The following is a 19,371-nucleotide window of genomic DNA, read 5'->3' as shown; positions in this document are numbered from 1 at the left end:
ATGAAATTGATTGTGAATGCAGACGATTTTGGGTATTCCAAAGGCGTCAATCTGGGCATCGTCGAAGCACATCGGGAAGGAGTCGTTACTTCTGCGACCTTGATGGTCAATATGGAGGGGTTCGAGCACGCTGTAGGGCTGGCCAAAGAACATCCGACGCTCGGAGTAGGCATTCATCTGGTACTCACATGCGGATCGCCAGTTAGTCAGGATGTACCATCGCTAACGGATGGAGAGGGGCGTTTCCGACGTGGGCAAGATCATCTGATTTCTGCTGCACCGGAGGAGATTGAGCGGGAGCTGCGGGCTCAATTGGGGAGGTTTGTTGCGTCGGGGCTCAAGCTGACGCATATCGACAGCCACCACCATGTACATGCACATCCAGCTGTTTTGCCGATTGTTCTGAAGCTGGCAGAGGAATATAGGGTGCCAGTTCGCTATCCCTGGATGTCCGGGACACAGGAGCAGCGGGACCAATCGAGTGTTTTGACGACAGAAGGCTTTTCTCATCATTTTTATGGAGACGACCTAACCGTACAATCCTTCGTCAGGATCGTAGAGGATATGTCAGATTATCCTGTGGTTGAGATCATGACGCACCCTGCCTATTTGGACGAAGCGGTACTGACAGGCAGTTCATACGCAAAGCAACGAACCACAGAATTGAAGATCTTAACAGCAGCAGAGTTAAAGCAGTACATTCGTGATCAAAAAATACAGCTCGTGACTTTTAGCGAACTTGGATAGGTGGAGATAGATTTGGACCATACAGACGTTATTTTTCAACTAATACTTCACGGAGGAAACGCACGGAGTCTGGCAATGGAAGCGATCGCTCTGGCTAAAAATAGAGACTTGCCAGGAGCAGAAGATGCGCTGAAGCGTGCGGGAGAAGAGCTCGGTCTTGCACACCAAAATCAAACGGCACTTATCCAGAAGGAGATTGCGGGCGAAAAGACTGAGATCAGCATGCTCTTGATTCACGCCCAGGATCATTTGATGAACGCAATTACAGTCAAGGATTTGGCAACGGAGTTTGTAGAGCTGTACAGCCAAATCCATGCAGGCAAGGAGGCAGGAGTATGAGCGGAATCAAAATTGTAACGATCGGTGGAGGGTCTAGCTATACACCTGAGCTGGTGGAGGGCTTTATCAGGCGCTACGATGAATTACCCGTGCGAGAGCTGTGGCTGGTTGATATTCCAGAGGGCGAGAAAAAGCTGCAAACAGTAGGTGCCTTGGCAAAAAGGATGGTAGAGAAGGCAGGGGTGCCTATCGAGATCCATTTGACGCAGGATCGGCGAAAAGCACTTGCGGGCGCAGATTTTGTTACGACACAAATGCGCGTGGGTCTATTGGATGCGCGAATCAAGGATGAGCGGATTCCTTTGAAATACGGGGTGATCGGTCAGGAAACGAATGGACCTGGCGGCTTGTTCAAAGGCCTGCGTACCATTCCGGTCATTATGGACATTTGTCGTGACATGGAAGAGCTATGTCCAGATGCTTGGCTGATTAACTTCACGAATCCGGCTGGAATGGTCACAGAGGCAGTGCTGCGGTATACCAACCGCAAAAAGGTCATTGGACTGTGTAATGTTCCCATCGGGATGAAAATGGGTGTTGCCTCTGTTTTAGGCGTCGAGCAATCACGGGTTCATATTGACTTTGCCGGTTTGAATCATATGATCTTCGGACTGGGTGTGTACCTGGATGGGGAAAATGTCATTTCCCAGGTAATGGATAAAATAACGGGCGACCAATCGGGCATTACGATGCAAAACATTTTGGACCTTGGTTGGGATAAGGATTTCATCAAAGCACTGGGGATTCTCCCGTGCCCGTATCATCGTTATTACTACCAGACGCGCACGATGCTTGAGCATGAACTGGAAGAAGCGGAGCAGAAGGGTACGCGGGCTGAAGTGGTCAAGCAGGTAGAAGCGGAGCTATTTGCGCTCTACGAAGATCCAGACTTGGATATCAAGCCTCCGCAGTTGGAGAAACGTGGCGGGGCCTATTACAGTGAGGCTGCTTGCAATCTGATTTACTCCATTTACAACGACAAGCGCGATATCCAGACGGTAAATGTTCGCAACAATGGGGCGATTGCCAGCATTCCGGATGATTCGGCAGTCGAAGTGAACTGCGTGATTACAAGAGAAGGGCCGATTCCTTTGGCTGTTGGTGACTTGCCTGTTCCCGTGCGTGGACTCGTACAGCAAATCAAATCGTTTGAGCGAGTGGCAGCTGAGGCGGCTGTAACCGGTGATTACCATACAGCGCTATTGGCGATGAATATTAACCCGCTGGTGCCGTCTGATGTGATCGCCAAAAAAATACTCGATGAAATGCTGGAGGCGCACAAGGAGCATCTGCCCCAGTTTTTCAAGCCTGTCACATAAGGATGGAACTCGTTTGAAATACAAACTCCTCGCTTTAGATGTGGACGGAACGATTTTGATGTCGAACCACACCTTATCCAAAGTAACAGAGCGGGCCATTACCCAGTTAGTGCAGCAAGGAGTCCACGTCACACTGGCAACCGGCAGGGCATACCCATCGGCCAAATCGTTAGCGCAGCAGTTCCAGATCAGCGCACCGCTTGTTTCCCATGATGGCGCATACGTCGCAGACCCCAAGACGGATCAGGTGCTGTATGTACAGCGTATTCCGCATGAGATAGCGGCGAGGATTACAGATATACTCGTATCGCATGGCCTGGATGTCATGTTGCTGCATGAGGCTTATGCTGTCACGAATCGCACCTGGAAGTTGACAGATTTGTTTCCTCTGTTAAATGCCTGGACACTGCGCCAGCTCTGGAAAAATCAATACCCGCTCAAAATCCAGGCTTCGCGGTTGATAGCCGGATACGTTCGAAAACATGAGGTGTGTGCTCCGAAAATATTCGTCACGGGAGACGAGAAGCGTCTGTTGGAAGCAAGACAAGAGCTTGAGAAAGCCGAGCTTTCGGGGATTCGCGTGACGGCATCAGGCGCGAATAATTTGGAAATATTGCCTGTGGGCATCTCCAAAGCAAGTGGTCTTGCGGTAGTGAGTGAGAGGCTTGCGATTCAGCCTGACGAGATCGTTGCTGTAGGAGACAACTACAATGATGCAGAGATGCTCCAATTCGCCGGAATGGGTGTGGCGATGGGCAATGCTCCCGATGATTTGAAACAGCTGGCTCGGCATGTCACGGAAACGAATGATCGGCATGGGGTGGCAGAAGTCATCGAGAAGTTTTTCTTGTGAGAAGATTGCATATACAAGGACAGGAAGGGAGGCGTGAAATTGATCCGAATGAACCTGGAAGTAGCCGTGAGTGGAGGTCTCCATGCTCGCCCTGCTTCTGTCTTGGTGAACTTGCTCAATCAATACAGCTCGTCAGTCAAGATGATCTACAATGACAAGCAGGCTAATGGCAAAAGCATCCTCAGCGTAATGGCTCTGGGGGCAAAGACCGGAGATGAAATTATGTTTGAGGTGGAGGGGGCCGATGAGCAGGAAGTGGCTGCCAGTATTGAGGCCCTATTTGAAAGGAACTTTGCCATCTAACAGGGAGAAAACCACGTAATAAAGCCAGTGCCTGACGATCGGGCACTGGCTTTCCTATTTGATCCTTACGCGTGCTTGCGGAATACGACCGTGACTTTGAAGTAATCGCCATCAATATCGATAGACAGCCTGCCGTCTTGCAGCTCTACGATGCTTTTTGCGATAGCCAAGCCGAGGCCAGAGCCTTCGGTATGACGGGATTGATCAGCGCGCTTGAACCGTTCAAACAGTTCCTGTGCATCAAAGTCGATTTCGTAGGCGGAGACATTTTTGAACGTCAGGATAACCTCGTCCTCTGTCTCTGCCAAATGAATCAGGACGCGCGTGTTCGGCATGGAATACTTCAGGGCGTTGCCGATCAGATTCTCGAATACACGCCATGTTTTCTTGCCATCCAGAGGAGCGACGATCTTCGGCTGTTCCGTCGTTACGCGGAAAGTGAGCGTCGATTGGTCGATTTTGTCACTGAATTCAGCGATGGATTGGTTGAGCAGGGAGGCTACATTCACTTGCTCGATATTCAGCTCAACCGCGCCGCTGGACATTTTGGCTGCGTCAAACAGGTCATCGATGAGGACCCGCAGTCGATCTGCTTTGCGATCCAAGACATCGACGTAGTTCTTGCGGTCCTCAGGTGCCAAATCTTCCTGCTTGAGCAGGGTAACGTAGTTGATAATCGACGTCAGCGGTGTTTTTAAATCATGAGAAACATTGGTGATCAATTCGGATTTCATGCGCTCGCTCTTCATCTGCTCTTCCATCGCGTGCTTGAGTCCCTTTGTTATGTTGTTGAGAGAGTGCGCGAGATCAGATAACTTCCCTTTTCTTACCTTTTGGATCGTAGTGTTCAGATTACCGCCAGCCATTTCGGAGGCACCTCGCATGATGCGGTTCATCAGTCCCAAGCGTCTAAGCGCGTATGGGAAAACCACGGCCATGTAAAACATGCCATACAAAAAGCTGAAAAACAGTAAGCCACCAGACCCTTCGACAAGCCCGACGAATCCGAAACCGATACTCATCCCGAACATAACAGTCAGGATGAACAACGTGGATACTTTAAAGAACATGCCGCGATTGGCATAGCTTTCTTGAAGAAGGACACGTTGTCTGGAGAAAATACTCTTTTGCCACTGCTGCGTAAATCTCTCAGGATGGTTGTACATAAGCCATGCCTCCATGAATTGTAGAAGCAGGTAAGCAGTAAACAACGAAACGAACGCAAGGGTGAAGAAATGCTCCCCATCAATTGGCAAGAAGAAAAAGCGCACGTTCGCGATCATAATCAGATACGTGATGCCAAGCATGAACGACAGTACCATCCGAATATCCAACGGGATGAAGCGGAACAGTGCCATGCTTTTCACTACAATCGGTACTTCTAACGTTTTGCTAACTGGCAAATACCAGTAGCAGAATGCAAGGATGAGCAGAGTGCCCCCGAGCAGAACAAACTCGCCAATCAGCCGATCCCGAATGGAATCATAGTAAAGGGCATCTGTGTGGACCTGACTATATCCGTCTGGTTCTTTTGGGATATAAAAGATACCACTTAGTTGATTCAGTTGATAAGTGCGATTGATGCTTTCCAAATCCCCGTTCGTATTAGGGAGGTTGATTGTATAGCGCGCATATCGGGCCAGTTCCCATTCTGTAGGTTCTTGCGCGAGATTGGTGTAAACTTTGTTGTTCTTTTTATCGGTGACATAGTATTTGAAGGAGCCGCTTCGCAAGGTGAGGCTGTTTTTTTGTTCCTCGTACTCGGCATCTTTTTCGGTGATTCTGTTGTTCACCTGCTCCTGATAATGCAACGTTGCTTTCGCGATGTCTTCTTGCAAGCTTTGTGAATATTCCTCGGTTAATTGGGCGACTCTCTCGTTGTCCCCCTCACTTTTTGCCTCTTTTATCCGATCTAAGAACTGGTTATCTTCCTTAAGCGTTCGAAGGGTTTCCTCATGCTCTTTTTTCAGCTGATTCGCTGTCTTCTCGTCGAGCTTTCCTGGAGTGTAGCCTGTATAATCTACATGAACCTTTTTCACCAGCTCAGCAAATGTCTCTAATTCACGATTGAAGCCTGAGCTTTGAAAATAATTATTCTCTTGGAGATTCTCGCGCTTATGGTACAGATCGGCCATCGTTAGGAGAGCAAGCGAAATACTCACGATCATAACAACGAGCACGGGCACCGCAAAGCGTTTATTTTTCGATTTTGTATCCAATTCCCCATACCACCTTCAAATATTTAGGTTCCTTCGGGTTGATCTCTATTTTTTCCCGAATGCGTCTTACGTGGACAGCCACCGTGTTTTCCGCGTTCATATAAGGCTCTCTCCAGACCCGTTCATAAATTTCCTCTATAGAAAAAACGCGGCCCTTGTTTTCCATCAACAGCTCCAGGATCTTGTATTCGGTAGCCGTCAGCCTGACCTCGTTGCCGTCAATTGCTACATTTTTTGTACTCTTGTTCAAGGTCAAGCCGCGCACCTGAATCTCATCCTCTGTTATTTGAGCGCTTCCCAGATTGGTAAAACGTCTTAACTGAGATTTGACCCTGGCGATGAGCTCCAAGGGATTAAAAGGCTTCGTCACATAGTCATCGGCACCGATGTTTAGCCCGAGAATTTTATCGGTATCCTCTGACTTGGCAGACAGCATGATGATCGGGATGTTTTTTTTCTGGCGAATTTGAAAGGTGGCGGTCATTCCGTCCATTTTTGGCATCATGATGTCCATCAGGATGAGCTGGATCTCTTCGCGTTCCAGTACGTCCAGCGCTTCCTGTCCATTGCTAGCCTTGAATACGGTCATGGATTCATTTTTGAGATAGATTTCGATTGCGTCGCGGATTTCTTCCTCGTCGTCGACTACGAGGACTTGATATTTGGTCATGATTCGTCCCACCTTATGAATGCATTCATGGTACTATCTTAACGCCCAGCTCTAACAAAACAGTAATGAAATGTCTTACAAATTTCTTAATAAACCCCGTTCAGGAAATGCTAGCTGATAGGATCAAGCCGATAAATAAGGTAAGATGTGAGGAAGAATACGAGAAAATTGGTGATGGCTTTGCTGGAATGGACAGGGGAGAGAATCATCCCCAAGCTGTTAAAACCTACGAATGGCATGCTGCTGGAGCATATAGCCAGATATTATTTTGCCGCACCTTATGTAAAAGGTCGAGTGCTGGATATCGCTTGCGGTACCGGCTACGGATGTCATATGATCGCAAAGGATCGAAAACGAGAGCTGACAGAACTGATTGGTGTCGACAACGATGAGGCGACGATCTTTTATGCCAATCGGGAATACAACCATCAAAAGATTACGTATCAGCAGGGTGACGCGCTTGATCCAGCGCTTCCCGAGCAATTGGGGTTGTTTGATACGATTTTGAGCTTTGAGACCATTGAGCATGTCGCAGACGATTTGCTGTTTATGGATAACTTGTATCGGATGCTGAAACCAGGTGGTACGCTCGTGCTTTCCAGTCCATTTGGCAGAGGGCGGGGCAAAGAGACGAGTGAGCCCTTCCATGTTCATCAGCTGACGCCGGAAGAGTTCGCGGAGCTGTTTGTACGCTATTCTGACGTGGATATGTACTATCAGAGAGGCGTTACCTTTGAAAAAATACCTCGTGATGGCATACGGTACTTTATCGGCATGGCAGTATGTACGAAATAATAACGGATTTGATTTATGAATGGAGATGGCGAAACTGGCTGATTTTTTGGGATTGGGAATACATAAGGAACTGATAGATGCTCTGCAAGCAAACGGGATTACCGAGCCTACACCGATTCAGGAAAAAGCAATTCCTGTTGTGCTGGAAGGAAAAGATGTAATCGCGCAAGCACAGACGGGAACCGGGAAGACACTCGCATTTGTCCTGCCGATCTTGGAAAACGTAGATCCACAAGCGACGCATGTTCAAGCGTTGATTCTTACCCCTACGCGGGAGCTTGCCTTGCAAATTACGGCAGAGGTAAAGAAGCTGACGGAAAAGCTGGAAGACATTCAAGTACTCGCGGTTTATGGGGGACAAGATGTCAATCAGCAACTGAGAAAGCTGAAAGGAAAAATACATGTGGTCATCGCGACACCGGGCCGTTTGCTGGATCATCTGCGAAGAGGGACGATCGATTTATCGCAAGTTTCGATGTTTGTCCTGGATGAGGCGGACCAAATGCTTCATATGGGTTTTTTGCCTGAGGTAGAAGATATTATGGCAAACACGCCTTTTGAAAAACAAACCTTGCTGTTTTCGGCCACCATGTCAGAGCAGGTGCAATCTCTTGCGAAGCGCTTTATGCAAAAGCCGGAAAACATCAAAGTGCAGGGCAAGCGAATTACGTTAGATGATATTCGCCAAATTGCAGTGGAGACCACAGATCGTGCGAAGCAAGCTACGCTGTGCCGTCTGCTGGATGAACAACGACCGTTTCTGGCCGTGATCTTTTGCCGAACAAAGCGCAGAGCCAGTAAGTTAAATGCGGAGCTGCAAGGTCTCGATTATATGTCTGACGAGCTGCACGGCGATTTGTCACAGGCGAAACGCGAGGATGTCATGAAGCGATTCCGCGAGGCTAGGATTCAGTATTTGGTCGCAACTGATGTGGCAGCGCGTGGGCTTGATGTCGAGGGAGTCACGCACGTTTTCAATTATGATATCCCGGAAGATGTGGACAGCTATATACACCGGATTGGCAGAACGGGGCGAGCCAAGGAAAAAGGGACTGCTTTTACCTTGGTAGCAGCGAAGGATTGGGGGCAGCTAAGAGAGATTGAACAAGGGATCAATCTGTCTCTGGAGCGGCGTGAAATGGATCGTGGAGAGTCGGGCGATCAGAAAAAGCAAAAGCCTGAGAGGGAGCGAGCCGAGAAAGCAGATCGGCAAGGGGATAAGCAGGGAAGAGGGAAAGGAAAGTCAGCTGAGGGAAGGGAGCAAGGTTCTAGGGGGCGTCGTGATGGAGATGGACGACGCCAAGCAAAAGGTGGCGGTTCTGAGCGTAATTCAGGGAAACGTGAACGTGTAGAAGGTCGCTTTGAGGGCAAGGCAAAGGGCAGAGACCATACAGCAGGCGGGTTCGAGCGCAAGCCAAAGGACGGAAGCCGAGCAACAACAGGTGGCTTTGAGTACAAACCAAAGAAAGGTAACCGAGCAACAACAGGTGGCTTCGATGGCAAGCCAAAGGATGGTAACCGAGCAACAGGCGGTACTGGACATAAGCCGAAGGAAGGAAACCGTGCAGCAAGCGGTTTTGATCGCAAGTCTAGCGGCTCTAGCAAGAAGCCAGTATCTGCACAACGCAGTTCCGCCCGTCCGAATGCAAAAGCAGGCAAAAGGACAAGCTCTGCTCCTGCAAATCGTACCTCTCGCAAAAAATCGAGATAGCTATCCAAGCAAAAAAAGACCGTTCCAGCCAGTAAAAAGGCAGGAGCGGTCTTCCTTTTATTCTGGTTCCGTGTCTGGAAATACCCGTGAACGTGTGAGGAAGCGTACCCCCTCAGGTCCTTCCAGCGAAAACATTCCGCCACGCCCATTCACGACGTCAATGATGAGCTGCGTATGCTTCCAATACTCATACTGAGCTTTGCCCATGTAGAACGGGCAGCCACCGATCTCGCCTAAAAGAACGTCCTGCTCACCCACGAGAAATTCACCGAGCGGGTAACACATAGGGGAGCTGCCATCGCAGCAGCCCCCTGACTGGTGAAACATCAGGTCACCGTGTTTGGCGCGAAGCCGTTCAATTAGTGCCAGTGCAGCATCTGTCGCGAGCACTTTTTCTGGCTGGCTCATTGATCAAAAGAAGCCCAGAGCTTGATCGCTGTAGCTGACCAGCAAGTTTTTCGTTTGTTGATAGTGAGACAACATCATTTTGTGTGTCTCGCGGCCAATGCCGGACATTTTGTAACCACCAAACGCTGCGTGAGCCGGGTAAGCATGGTAGCAGTTGGTCCATACGCGACCAGCCTGGATTTCGCGGCCCATGCGGTAGGCTGTGTTCGTGTCGCGTGTCCATACACCAGCACCCAAGCCATACAACGTATCATTTGCCATAGCGAGCGCTTCTTCTGTATCCTTGAAGGTCGTTACGGAGACGACTGGACCGAAGATTTCCTCTTGGAAGATACGCATCTTGTTGTGGCCTTTAAAGACAGTTGGCTGGATGTAGTAGCCGCCCTCGAGTTCACCTGCAAGCTGTGCACGAGCGCCGCCAATCAGGCATTCGGCTCCTTCTTGTTTGCCGATATCCAGATAGGAGAGGATTTTTTCTACCTGCTCCAAGGAAGCCTGTGCGCCGATCATCGTATCTGTATCGAGCGGATTTCCTTGCTTGATATTGGCTACGCGTTGCAGGGCACGCTCCATAAATTGGTCGTAGATGCTTTCGTGGATGAGCGCGCGGGATGGGCATGTGCAAACCTCGCCTTGGTTGAGCGCAAACAGTACGAATCCTTCAATGGCTTTGTTAAAGAAGGCATCGTCTTTTGCAGCCACATCCGGGAAGAAGATGTTTGGCGATTTTCCGCCCAGCTCCAGCGTCACCGGAATAATATTTTGGGAAGCGTATTGCATGATCAAGCGACCTGTCGTCGTTTCACCCGTAAAGGCGATTTTTGCGATACGGTTGCTTGAAGCAAGCGGTTTACCCGCTTCCAGACCAAAGCCGTTCACGACGTTGACGACGCCAGGAGGGAGCAGGTCGCCGACCAGCTCCATCAGCACCAAGATGGAAGCAGGTGTTTGCTCCGCTGGCTTGAGGACGACGCAGTTGCCCGCTGCCAAGGCTGGAGCCAGCTTCCAAGTAGCCATGAGGAGCGGGAAGTTCCAAGGAATAATTTGACCAACGACACCGAGTGGCTCATGGAAATGATAAGCGACCGTATCGTTATCGATTTCGGCGAGTGTACTTTCTTGCGCGCGGATCGCTCCGGCGAAGTAACGGAAATGGTCAATCGCCAGCGGGATGTCGGCCGCGAGTGTTTCACGAACGGGCTTGCCGTTTTCCCACGTCTCTGCGTTTGCAAGCATCTCCAGATTTGCTTCCATCCGATCCGCGATTTTTAACAAAATATTCGCGCGTTGTGCAACAGAGGTACGGCCCCACGCGTCTTTTGCTTCATGGGCAGCGTCCAGTGCCAGCTCAATATCTTCGGCTGTCGAGCGGGCTACCTCGCAAAAAACCTTGCCTGTTACAGGTGATACGTTTTCGAAATACTCACCTTTTACTGGCGGAACCCAATTACCCCCGATGTAGTTTTCATAACGATTTTTGAAAGTCACCTTAGAACCGGCTTGACCGGGCTGAGCATAGATCATTGCGAGCGCCTCCTCATTTATCACATATTTCTTTACAGCCCTCTCTAAAAGCAAGTCTCGTACCAACGTGAAAAAGCTCGAAATGACAGCGTTTTCCTGCGTGGATTAGGGTAGAAATTGTTCCATAATGGATCATGCCATGTTCCGTATTAGGACAAAAGGGTGGATACTGTCGGAAAATGACCGATGACGGCTAGCAGCCAGACGGCAAATGTGCTCGTGGTTGGACTGGTTTTTTCTATAGCAAAGACTCTCATGTTATACTGAGGGGGAATGATTTTTGGGGGAGGGAATCGTGTTGTCGACGATTGTTCAGCAATCTTGGAAGCGCTGTCAGGAATCGAACCTCAAGGCTACGGAGAAGACCAATGATCAAATCATTTCTGCCCGACGAATCAAAGAAATCATTCAGGATAATCACCCTCTGATTCGTGAGAGTCTCCCGCTTTTTAACAAGCTTGCTCCCTTTTTGTTATCGACAGAGCACATCGCACTCTTGTCTGACCGGGAAGGCAATATTATTCAAACGATCGGGGACCCGGTCTTCGCCAACCAGGCACAAAAAGTACAGCTGCAAATCGGAGCGAACTGGACAGAAAACTACAAAGGAACCAATGCGATTGGGACAGCGTTGATTGCACAACAGCCGATTCAGGTACAGGGAGAGCAACACTACTTCTTGGAAAATCGCTTTCTTACATGCTCAGCGGCACCTATTTTTTCACCAGCGGGTGAGCTATTAGGCATTATTGACATTAGTACGCGTAAAGAATATTCTCATCCGTTTGCCCTAACCATTGCTTGCATGATCGCAGAGGCTCTGCAAAACCGCTTTTTGTTAACAGATGCGGAGCGCGTGATTGCCTTACCAACTCTATCACGCCCAGGAGATGGTCGAGGGAAGCTGGCGCTCGTCGGCTTGGATCGGGACGAGCGTATCGTGGGCCTAAATGAGGCTTCGCAACAGCAGCTCGGAAAGGAAGCCTTGGGAACAAGAGTAAGTGCGGAGCAAGAACGTGCTGGCCGTCATGTGAAAGATCATCGCCCGCGTTTTTGGTCTGCGGCACCCAACGTACAGCTGAAGCCGTTTCCACGTCTAGCTGGTTCATGCCCACTCTTCTTGCAGGCAAAGATGCTCGGACAAAAGGCGGCTCAGGTAGATTTTCCTGTGATCATTTTGGGGGAGAGCGGTACGGGAAAAGAGCTGTTCGCTCAAATGGTCCATGAGACAGGGCCGCGCGCGCATGAGCCTTTTATCGCAGTAAACTGTAGTTCGATTCCAGAAAATTTAATCGAGAGCGAATTATTTGGATATGAAAACGGATCATTCACGGGAGCACATCGGGAAGGAAGAATCGGAAAGTTTGAAGCGGCGAAAAAAGGCACGATCTTTTTGGATGAGATCGGGGATATGTCTTTGCGTGCGCAAGCGGCACTTTTGCGCGTTTTGCAGGAAAAGGTCGTCACCCCGGTGGGGAGCAATCAATCCCGCCCTATTTATGCGCGGATCATAGCCGCTACGCATCGAAACCTGTCAGAGGAGATCAAGGCGGGACGTTTTCGGGCTGACCTGTACTACCGACTCAAAGGAGTCTCCATTCATTTGCCGTCGTTGAAAAAGCGCAGTGATATCATCCAAGTGGCGGAGCATCTATTACAGCAGATCGACACAGAACAACCGTACATACTAACCACGGAGGCAAAGGATAAGCTGCGTGCTTATTCGTGGCCGGGCAATATCCGGGAACTGCAAGGTGTTCTGATTCAAGCGGTGTTTTTGGCAGAGGGGGACATCATTGATTGCGATCACATCCAGCTGGAGGGATTGATGGAAGCCGATCCGCCTGAGTCTTCGGATCATGCTATTCCTTCCTTGCGTGAAACAGAGAGAATCGCAATCAAAAAGGCGCTCGAGAAAAGTGGCGGTAATGTCAGTAAAGCGGCCAAAATGCTGCAAATTGGACGAAATACCTTGTACCGCAAAATAGAAGAATACCAGATTGGAGCACCGATTCATCAGGAAGAGTCATAATAGATGAAACGATATAGCTTGGCCTGAACAAATGTTGCAATGTGTGTTGCAACATTTTGTTGCGTTGTCTTGCAATGTCACCATTCGAGTGATGCATGGAGTGGAACGGATGGAAGACTTTTATCCGGTCAGGGTGCAGGATACGGAGCTTGGCATTAATCATGCAAGTGGATAGTGTGATATGAAGTCGAAAAATTTAGATTTTTAGGAGGGAGACCGTTGCTACACTATTCCATTGCAGTAATTCCAGGAGACGGAATCGGTCCCGAGGTCATGGAAGAAGGTCTGAAGGTGTTGGGAGCCATAGAAGAGAGTCACGGCAGCATTCGGTTTGCCCGTGATGTCATGGATTGGAACTGTAGCTATTATCTCCAACACGGCAAAATGATGCCGGAGAATGGACTCCACATTTTAAAAGACTATGATTTGATTCTGCTAGGTGCAATCGGTGCGCCCGAAGTTCCTGACCATGTCTCTGTGTGGGAGTTAATTTTGCCTATACGCAGGGCATTCCAGCAGTATGTGAACCTTCGCCCGGTCAAGCTGCTAAAAGGTCTGGAAAGTCCTCTTCGCTATAAGGACCATGCCGATCTCGATTTCGTCGTGGTGCGGGAGAATACAGAGGGTGAGTACTCCAATATGGGCGGGCGGATGCACCAGGGTACACCGTACGAAATGGCGGTGCAAAACAACGTATTTACCCGGTATGGCACAGAGCGCATCCTCAAGTACGCTTACGCACTCGCGGAAAAGCGTTCGAAAAAGAGCGTGACCGCAGCAACGAAGTCCAATGGCATCAACCATTCCATGCCGTTCTGGGATGAGATCGTCAAGGAAGTCAGTCAGGAATACCCGGGTATCCAGACCAATCTGTATCATATCGACGCACTCGCTGCCTATTTCATCACGCGACCAGAAACGTTTGATGTCGTTGTCGCGAGCAACTTGTTTGGAGACATTTTGACTGATCTCGGGGCGGCAATCGTCGGTGGGTTGGGCTTGGCCCCTTCCGCGAATATCAATCCGGAGCGCAAGTATCCCTCCATGTTTGAGCCTATTCACGGCTCTGCGCCGGATATCGCGGGCAAAGGAATCGCCAATCCGATCGCACAAGTATGGAGCCTCGCCATGATGATGGATCATCTCGATTTGCCAGAGCTCAGTACTGTCATCATGAACGCTATCGAAAACGTGCTGCAAGATGGGGAGGTGCTTACTCCTGATCTTGGGGGGACGGCGACCACAAAAGAATTGGGGGACGAAATCGTTCGCCACATCTATCAAACAACGAGATAAATATAAGGGAGGAAGAGGACATGGAAGCGAGATCGTATGATTTGTACATCGGCGGAGAATGGGTGAGAACCGAGAGCTACATCCCCGTCCTTCACAAATACACCGGTGAGTGCATCGCGCGTATTGCCAAGGCTTGTCAGCAGCATGTAACAGAAGCGGTGGAAGCGGCGTGGGAGACGTTTAAGGCGGACAAATTAACACCTTTTCAACGATACCAAATCTTGCTGAAAGCCTCTGAGCTCATGGAGGACCGCCGGGACGAGATGGAGCAATCCTTGATTCGCGAAGTGGGAAAAACGCGCAAGGACGCGAGGAATGAGCTGGATCGGACGATCAATACACTGCGCTTGTCGGCAGAGGAAGCCAAAAGAATTCACGGGGAAATGATTCCGCTGCAAGCAACGGAAGGCTCGGAAAACCGTCTGGGCTTTACCATTCGGGTGCCAAAAGGAGTAATCGGCGCTATTACGCCGTTTAACTATCCCTTGCTGCTCAGTACACATAAGATCGCGCCAGCGCTTGCCGCAGGAAATACGCTGGTCGTTAAGCCAGCTACAGTCACGCCTATCGCAACCTTTCTATTGGTGGAGATCCTGGAGGAAGCGGGTATGCCAAAGGGCTACGTCAATATCGTGACAGGGGCAGGCAGTCATGTAGGGGAATGGCTGATGGACGAAGAACGCATCGCCATGTACACCTTTACCGGGTCAGGAGAAGTTGGTCGCCGCATCAAGGAACGAAGTGGCATGCGTCCCGTTGCACTGGAGCTAGGCAACAACTCTCCTAATATCGTGCATCTCGATGCAGATTTGGAGTTAGCAGCCCGCCAAACAGCCTCCCGCAGCTTTCACAATGCGGGTCAGGCGTGCATTGCTGTTCAGCGCATTTACGTGCATGAATCGGTTATGAAGGCGTTCAGTGACTTGTATATCTCGCATGTCCTTCAGTTGAAGGTAGGGAATCCCGAGGACCCGGAGACGGATGTCGGACCGATGATCAGTGAAAAAGAGGCGAGCCGCACAGAGGAATGGGTACAGGAAGCGATTAGCCAAGGGGCCAGATCGCTTTTGCCTGTCAAACGGGAGGGTGCTCTTTTCTATCCGGCTGTGTTGGTGGATACAAGGCCAGAGATGAAGGTGGTTTGCCGGGAAGTGTTCGCGCCCGTCGTCACGATCATTCCGTACAGTGATCTTGAAGATGCTTTTACACAAGCCAATGATTCGGAGTACGGCTTGCAGGCGGGGATTTTTACCCGTGATTTGAACGTCGCAATGAAAGCGGCACGCGTACTGGAATACGGTGGCGTGGTGATCAACGACGTATCGACCTATCGGAATGACGTCATGCCATACGGCGGAATCAAAAACAGCGGACTGGGCAAGGAAGGTCCGCGTTACGCAGTCGAAGAGATGACGGAAGAGCGAATGGTGGTGATCAACCTATGAGCGGGCAACTTTTGCAAGGAAAAACGGCGATTGTAACAGGGGCCGCGTCAGGAATGGGCAAGGCCATTGCGAAGCTTTTTGCGGACGAGGGAGCCAATGTCATCCTGGCTGATTTGAACAAAGAAGCGGCAGTAGTGGTCGCTCAAGAGCTGCCACAAGGAAAAGGTCATGCGGTGCAAACGGATGTGGCAGACGATACTAGTGTCGCTGCACTAGTAAAGGAAACACTCGAAGTGTACGGCTCGATTGATCTCCTGGTCAACTGCGCGGGTGTTCCCCAAGCGTTTACCCCGATTGAGGAGCTGACCTTGGAGCAGTGGGATCGCATCATGTCTGTGAACACGAAGTCGATCTTTTTGACGACAAGGCATGCGGTTCCCCACATGAAGGAGAAGGGGAAAGGCAGCATCATCAATATCGCTTCGATTGCCGGGATCAGAGCCCGTCCGGGGCTGAATGCGTACTGCGCGTCCAAGGGGGCCGCTATCATGTTGAGCAAGGCACTGGCGATTGAGCTCGCTCCTTTTCAAATTCGGGTCAATGTCATCAATCCAGGGCCGGCAGAGACACCGATGCTGGGTAAGTTTATCAATGGTGATGAAGCGGAAGTAGAGGCCGGGAAAAAAGATATTTTCATCAGCAGTGTTCCATTGGGCATGTTGATTCAGCCGGAGGATATCGCGCAGGCGGCTCTCTATTTGGCTTCTGATCTATCCAAAATTGTCACGGGCGAGGTCATGAATGTAGACGGTGGAAGAGGCATCTAGTAAAATGAACTAAATTTTCATATTATTTAAAATACAAAAGAATCAACAGGGGGTACTATCGCATGTTTTGGAAGAAGGGGAGCTTCGTGCTAGCGAGCATCATGTCATTGTCTTTATTTCTGGCGGCGTGCGGAGGAGGAGGCGGTCAACAGACTGCTCCGCCTGCGGGACAAGCTGGGGGGACTGAAGCGCCGAAAAGTGACGGCCAAAGCTATGTATTCAAAGCAGGGCATTCACTGACGGAAGATCATCCATACCATTTGGCATTGAAAAAAATGGCCGAGGATGTCGACAAGCGCTCGAATGGAAAAGTGAAAATCGAGGTGTATCCGCTGAGCCAGCTAGGAGCGGAGCGTGAATTGACAGAGGCGCTGACCTTTGGAACGGCGGATATGTCGATTACCTCGACTGCGCCTGTGATGAACTTCCATCCAAAGCTGGGCGTGCTGGATCTCCCGTTCTTGTTTGATAGCCGTGAGCAGGCGTACAAGGTACTCGACGGACAAGTCGGACAAGACCTGCTCAAGGATTTGGAAAACGCCAATCTGGTCGGGCTGGCTTGGGCTGAAAACGGCTTCCGCCATATTACGAACGGTTCGAAGGTGATCAAGAAGCCGGAAGATGTGGCAGGGTTGAAGATACGCACGCAGGAAAACCCGATTCATCTGGCTGCATTCGAAGCATTGGGAGCGAAGCCGACCCCAATGGCTTGGACAGAGGCGCTGACGGCGCTGCAACAAGGAGTCGTCGATGCCCAGGAAAATCCGGCGATTGTCGCACAGACCTACAAGTTGTATGAATCCAAACAAACACAAATGGCATTGACCGGGCATGTCTACTCAGCGGCGATGATCTTGTTCAGCAAGCCTGTATGGGACAAGCTCCCGGCAGATGTCCAGCAACTTCTTGCCGAGGAAGCCAAAAAAGCGGGTCAGTACGAGCGCGAGTTGATGATCAAGATGGAAGAAGAGGCCATTTCCAATATTAAAGCAAAAGGTGTAGTCATTACCGAGGACGTGGATAAACAAGCTTTCCGCGATGCGATGAAGCCTGTCTATGACAAGTTTTCCGGGCAGTTTGGCAAAGAGCTGGTGGATCAAATTGTAAATACAAAATAAACGACAGAAGGGAGATGAGCCACTCTGGCTTTTCTCCCCTTTTTCCTGCGAAAGGAGATTGTGTGTGGGCAACCTTGTTTCCAAAATAAACAGCATCCTTCGTTTTTTCATCATTGTCCTTCTGGCTATTATGGTGATCGCTGTCTTCCTGCAGGTGCTTTTCCGTTTTTTGCTCGACCAGCCCTTGGCATGGACGGAGGAATTGGCTCGGTATTTGCTAATCTGGATCACATTTCTGGGATCAGCCTACGCGATGTCGATCAAAGCACACATCGGTACGGAATACATTCAAAAGTACTTGTCGCCTCGCATGAACAAGGTGGTGCTGGTTATTGCAGCTTTGTGTAGTCTGCTTTTCTTTCTCGTCATGGTTCAGCAAGGCTACGTGCTATCTGCGAGAAGCATGACACAAACCTCACCCACTCTGCTCGTTCCCATGGGCTATGTATACATGGTGATTCCGATCAGCGGTGCCTTACTCATCATGAACGTGATCCAAGTGACATGGAAAGACATTATCGGGAAGGAGTGACCAGATTGTGGGTACGATTTTGTTTGTAACACTGTTGGTGCTCCTGATCCTGAACGTACCGATTGGGGTGGCACTGGGGTTATCTGTCGTTGTCGTGTTTATGCTGGAGGGAAACATCCCTCTTCTGGTTGTCATTCAGAAAATGTTCAACGGGACAGATTCCTTCCCACTGATGGCGATCCCGTTCTTCCTCTTGGCAGGAAAGCTGATGGAAACAGGCGGAATCTCGGCTAGGCTGATTCGTTTTGCGAATACGATTGTCGGGAATCTGCCGGGAGGATTGGCTATCGTGGCGGTCATGGGTTGTACTTTTTTTGCAGCGATATCGGGTTCTTCTGCTGCGACAACGGCAGCCGTAGGGGGAATTTTGATCCCGCACATGGTCAAAAAAGGGTATCATGTCCGGTTTTCTGCGGCCTTGCATGCAACAGGGGGAACGATCGGTGTCATGATTCCTCCGAGTGTGCCAATGGTTTTGTACGGGGTAGCAGCGAGTGCCTCGATTAGCGACTTGTTTATTGCCGGGATTGGACCGGGTATTCTCGTAGCAATCTCGCTGATCCTGTACTCGTATTGGATCAGTAAGAAAAACGGCTGGGGTGGCGGTGAGAAGCATACGCCCAAAGAAATATGGGAGGCATTCAAGGACGCCATTTTGGCGATTCTCATGCCGATCATTATCCTTGGCGGTATATACGGAGCCGTCTTTACTCCGACAGAAGCAGCAGTGGTAGCCGTGATTTACGGTCTGATTGTTGGGCTTTTCGTCTACCGGGAGATCAAGTGGAGGGACTTGGGGGAAATATTCGCGGGCTCTGCCAGCATGACAGCGGTCATCATGCTTATTATCGCGACCGCCAACGCATTTGGCTATCTGATGACAAGGGAAAACATCCCGCAGGAAATTGCACAATTCATGCTAGGGATTACCGATAGCACGCTCATCACCTTGCTCATCATTAACATCTTGCTGCTCATTTTGGGGACGTTCATGGAAACGGCGGTTACGATCATTCTCCTGACACCGATCCTTTTGCCGATCACGAATTCTTTGGGCATTGATCCAGTGCTATTCGGAGTGATCATGGTCGTCAACTCCGCCATCGGTATGCTGACGCCACCGGTTGGGATCAATTTGTTGGTAGCAGGAAATATTGCGAAGCTCCAGAATACGGAGATTGAGCGAGCGGTGATCCCGTTTTTGGTCATTATGATCGTCGATTTGATGCTTATCACCTACATTCCTGAAATTAGCTTATTCCTTGTTAACTTGAGCAAGTAACGGAGGGGGAA

At 49.9% G+C, this 19,371-nt stretch carries 18 protein-coding genes; 14 read left to right on the top strand and 4 right to left on the bottom strand.

Annotated elements, in window-relative coordinates:
- From chbG to HP401_RS02880, 5 genes are read left to right on the top strand one after another with little or no spacing between them, the layout of a single operon-like run.
- A complete protein-coding gene (gene chbG, locus HP401_RS02900; protein ID WP_173603995.1) occupies window positions 1-747 on the top strand; it encodes a chitin disaccharide deacetylase in 747 nt (248 codons plus the stop codon).
- Window positions 748-759: 12 nt separating this feature from the next.
- A complete protein-coding gene (locus HP401_RS02895) occupies window positions 760-1,086 on the top strand; it encodes a PTS sugar transporter subunit IIA (RefSeq protein ID WP_016739598.1) in 327 nt (108 codons plus the stop codon).
- The gene (locus HP401_RS02890) at window positions 1,083-2,405 is read left to right on the top strand and encodes a 6-phospho-beta-glucosidase (protein ID WP_087350465.1); all 1,323 of its coding nucleotides are present in this window, start codon (window positions 1,083-1,085) and stop codon (window positions 2,403-2,405) included. Before HP401_RS02895 ends, HP401_RS02890 begins: the two co-directional genes overlap by 4 nt.
- Window positions 2,406-2,418: 13 nt before the next feature.
- Window positions 2,419-3,258 (top strand): Cof-type HAD-IIB family hydrolase, encoded by an 840-nt coding sequence (locus HP401_RS02885; protein WP_173603994.1) that lies wholly within the window; start codon window positions 2,419-2,421, stop codon window positions 3,256-3,258.
- A 39-nt stretch (window positions 3,259-3,297) separates the two neighbouring features.
- Window positions 3,298-3,561 (top strand): HPr family phosphocarrier protein, encoded by a 264-nt coding sequence (locus HP401_RS02880; protein ID WP_064200285.1) that lies wholly within the window; start codon window positions 3,298-3,300, stop codon window positions 3,559-3,561.
- 65 nt (window positions 3,562-3,626) lie between these two features.
- Here the strand turns inward: HP401_RS02880 and HP401_RS02875 are convergent, their stop codons facing one another.
- Both HP401_RS02875 and HP401_RS02870 read right to left on the bottom strand, forming a co-directional pair.
- Window positions 3,627-5,780, bottom strand: coding sequence for a sensor histidine kinase (locus HP401_RS02875; protein WP_173603993.1), 2,154 nt, complete (start codon window positions 5,778-5,780; stop codon window positions 3,627-3,629).
- Entirely contained in the window at window positions 5,758-6,450 is a 693-nt protein-coding gene (locus HP401_RS02870; RefSeq protein ID WP_172139418.1) for a response regulator transcription factor, read from the bottom strand. The genes HP401_RS02875 and HP401_RS02870 overlap by 23 nt, the downstream gene beginning before the upstream one ends.
- Before the next feature lie 174 nt (window positions 6,451-6,624).
- Here HP401_RS02870 and HP401_RS02865 point away from each other — a divergent pair, with 174 nt between their 5' ends.
- Window positions 6,625-7,245: a class I SAM-dependent methyltransferase gene (locus HP401_RS02865; protein ID WP_173603992.1), complete on the top strand. Its 621-nt coding sequence runs from the start codon at window positions 6,625-6,627 to the stop codon at window positions 7,243-7,245.
- A gap of 19 nt (window positions 7,246-7,264) precedes the next feature.
- Entirely contained in the window at window positions 7,265-8,956 is a 1,692-nt protein-coding gene (locus HP401_RS02860; protein WP_173603991.1) for a DEAD/DEAH box helicase, read from the top strand.
- Between the two features lie 57 nt (window positions 8,957-9,013).
- On the opposite strand, the gene HP401_RS02855 is transcribed toward HP401_RS02860, so the two are convergent.
- Window positions 9,014-9,364 (bottom strand): DUF779 domain-containing protein, encoded by a 351-nt coding sequence (locus tag HP401_RS02855; RefSeq protein ID WP_016739606.1) that lies wholly within the window; start codon window positions 9,362-9,364, stop codon window positions 9,014-9,016.
- A 3-nt stretch (window positions 9,365-9,367) separates the two neighbouring features.
- Window positions 9,368-10,888 (bottom strand): aldehyde dehydrogenase, encoded by a 1,521-nt coding sequence (gene adh / locus HP401_RS02850; RefSeq protein ID WP_173603990.1) that lies wholly within the window; start codon window positions 10,886-10,888, stop codon window positions 9,368-9,370.
- Between the two features lie 298 nt (window positions 10,889-11,186).
- Here adh and HP401_RS02845 point away from each other — a divergent pair, with 298 nt between their 5' ends.
- The 7 genes from HP401_RS02845 to HP401_RS02815 all read left to right on the top strand — a co-directional run bounded on the left by HP401_RS02845 (window position 11,187) and on the right by HP401_RS02815 (window position 19,360).
- Window positions 11,187-12,920 (top strand): sigma-54-dependent Fis family transcriptional regulator, encoded by a 1,734-nt coding sequence (locus HP401_RS02845; protein WP_173604117.1) that lies wholly within the window; start codon window positions 11,187-11,189, stop codon window positions 12,918-12,920.
- A gap of 219 nt (window positions 12,921-13,139) precedes the next feature.
- A complete protein-coding gene (locus HP401_RS02840; RefSeq protein WP_173603989.1) occupies window positions 13,140-14,216 on the top strand; it encodes a tartrate dehydrogenase in 1,077 nt (358 codons plus the stop codon).
- Window positions 14,217-14,236: 20 nt separating this feature from the next.
- Entirely contained in the window at window positions 14,237-15,661 is a 1,425-nt protein-coding gene (locus HP401_RS02835; RefSeq protein WP_173603988.1) for an aldehyde dehydrogenase family protein, read from the top strand.
- Complete coding sequence (locus tag HP401_RS02830; protein WP_173603987.1) at window positions 15,658-16,428, top strand: SDR family oxidoreductase; 771 nt, start codon at window positions 15,658-15,660, stop codon at window positions 16,426-16,428. The genes HP401_RS02835 and HP401_RS02830 overlap by 4 nt, the downstream gene beginning before the upstream one ends.
- A gap of 62 nt (window positions 16,429-16,490) precedes the next feature.
- Window positions 16,491-17,546 (top strand): TRAP transporter substrate-binding protein, encoded by a 1,056-nt coding sequence (locus tag HP401_RS02825; protein WP_173603986.1) that lies wholly within the window; start codon window positions 16,491-16,493, stop codon window positions 17,544-17,546.
- 64 nt (window positions 17,547-17,610) lie between these two features.
- Window positions 17,611-18,078: a TRAP transporter small permease gene (locus HP401_RS02820; RefSeq protein WP_173603985.1), complete on the top strand. Its 468-nt coding sequence runs from the start codon at window positions 17,611-17,613 to the stop codon at window positions 18,076-18,078.
- A gap of 7 nt (window positions 18,079-18,085) precedes the next feature.
- The gene (locus HP401_RS02815) at window positions 18,086-19,360 is read left to right on the top strand and encodes a TRAP transporter large permease (protein WP_173603984.1); all 1,275 of its coding nucleotides are present in this window, start codon (window positions 18,086-18,088) and stop codon (window positions 19,358-19,360) included.
- The last annotated feature ends 11 nt before the right edge of the window (window positions 19,361-19,371 follow it).

This window comes from Brevibacillus sp. HB2.2, assembly GCF_013284275.1.
In the GTDB taxonomy this organism is placed as follows: Bacteria; Bacillota; Bacilli; order Brevibacillales; family Brevibacillaceae; genus Brevibacillus; species Brevibacillus brevis_D.
The sequence above is the reverse complement of the archived record's forward strand: the minus strand, read 5'-3'. Positions and strand labels throughout refer to the sequence as shown.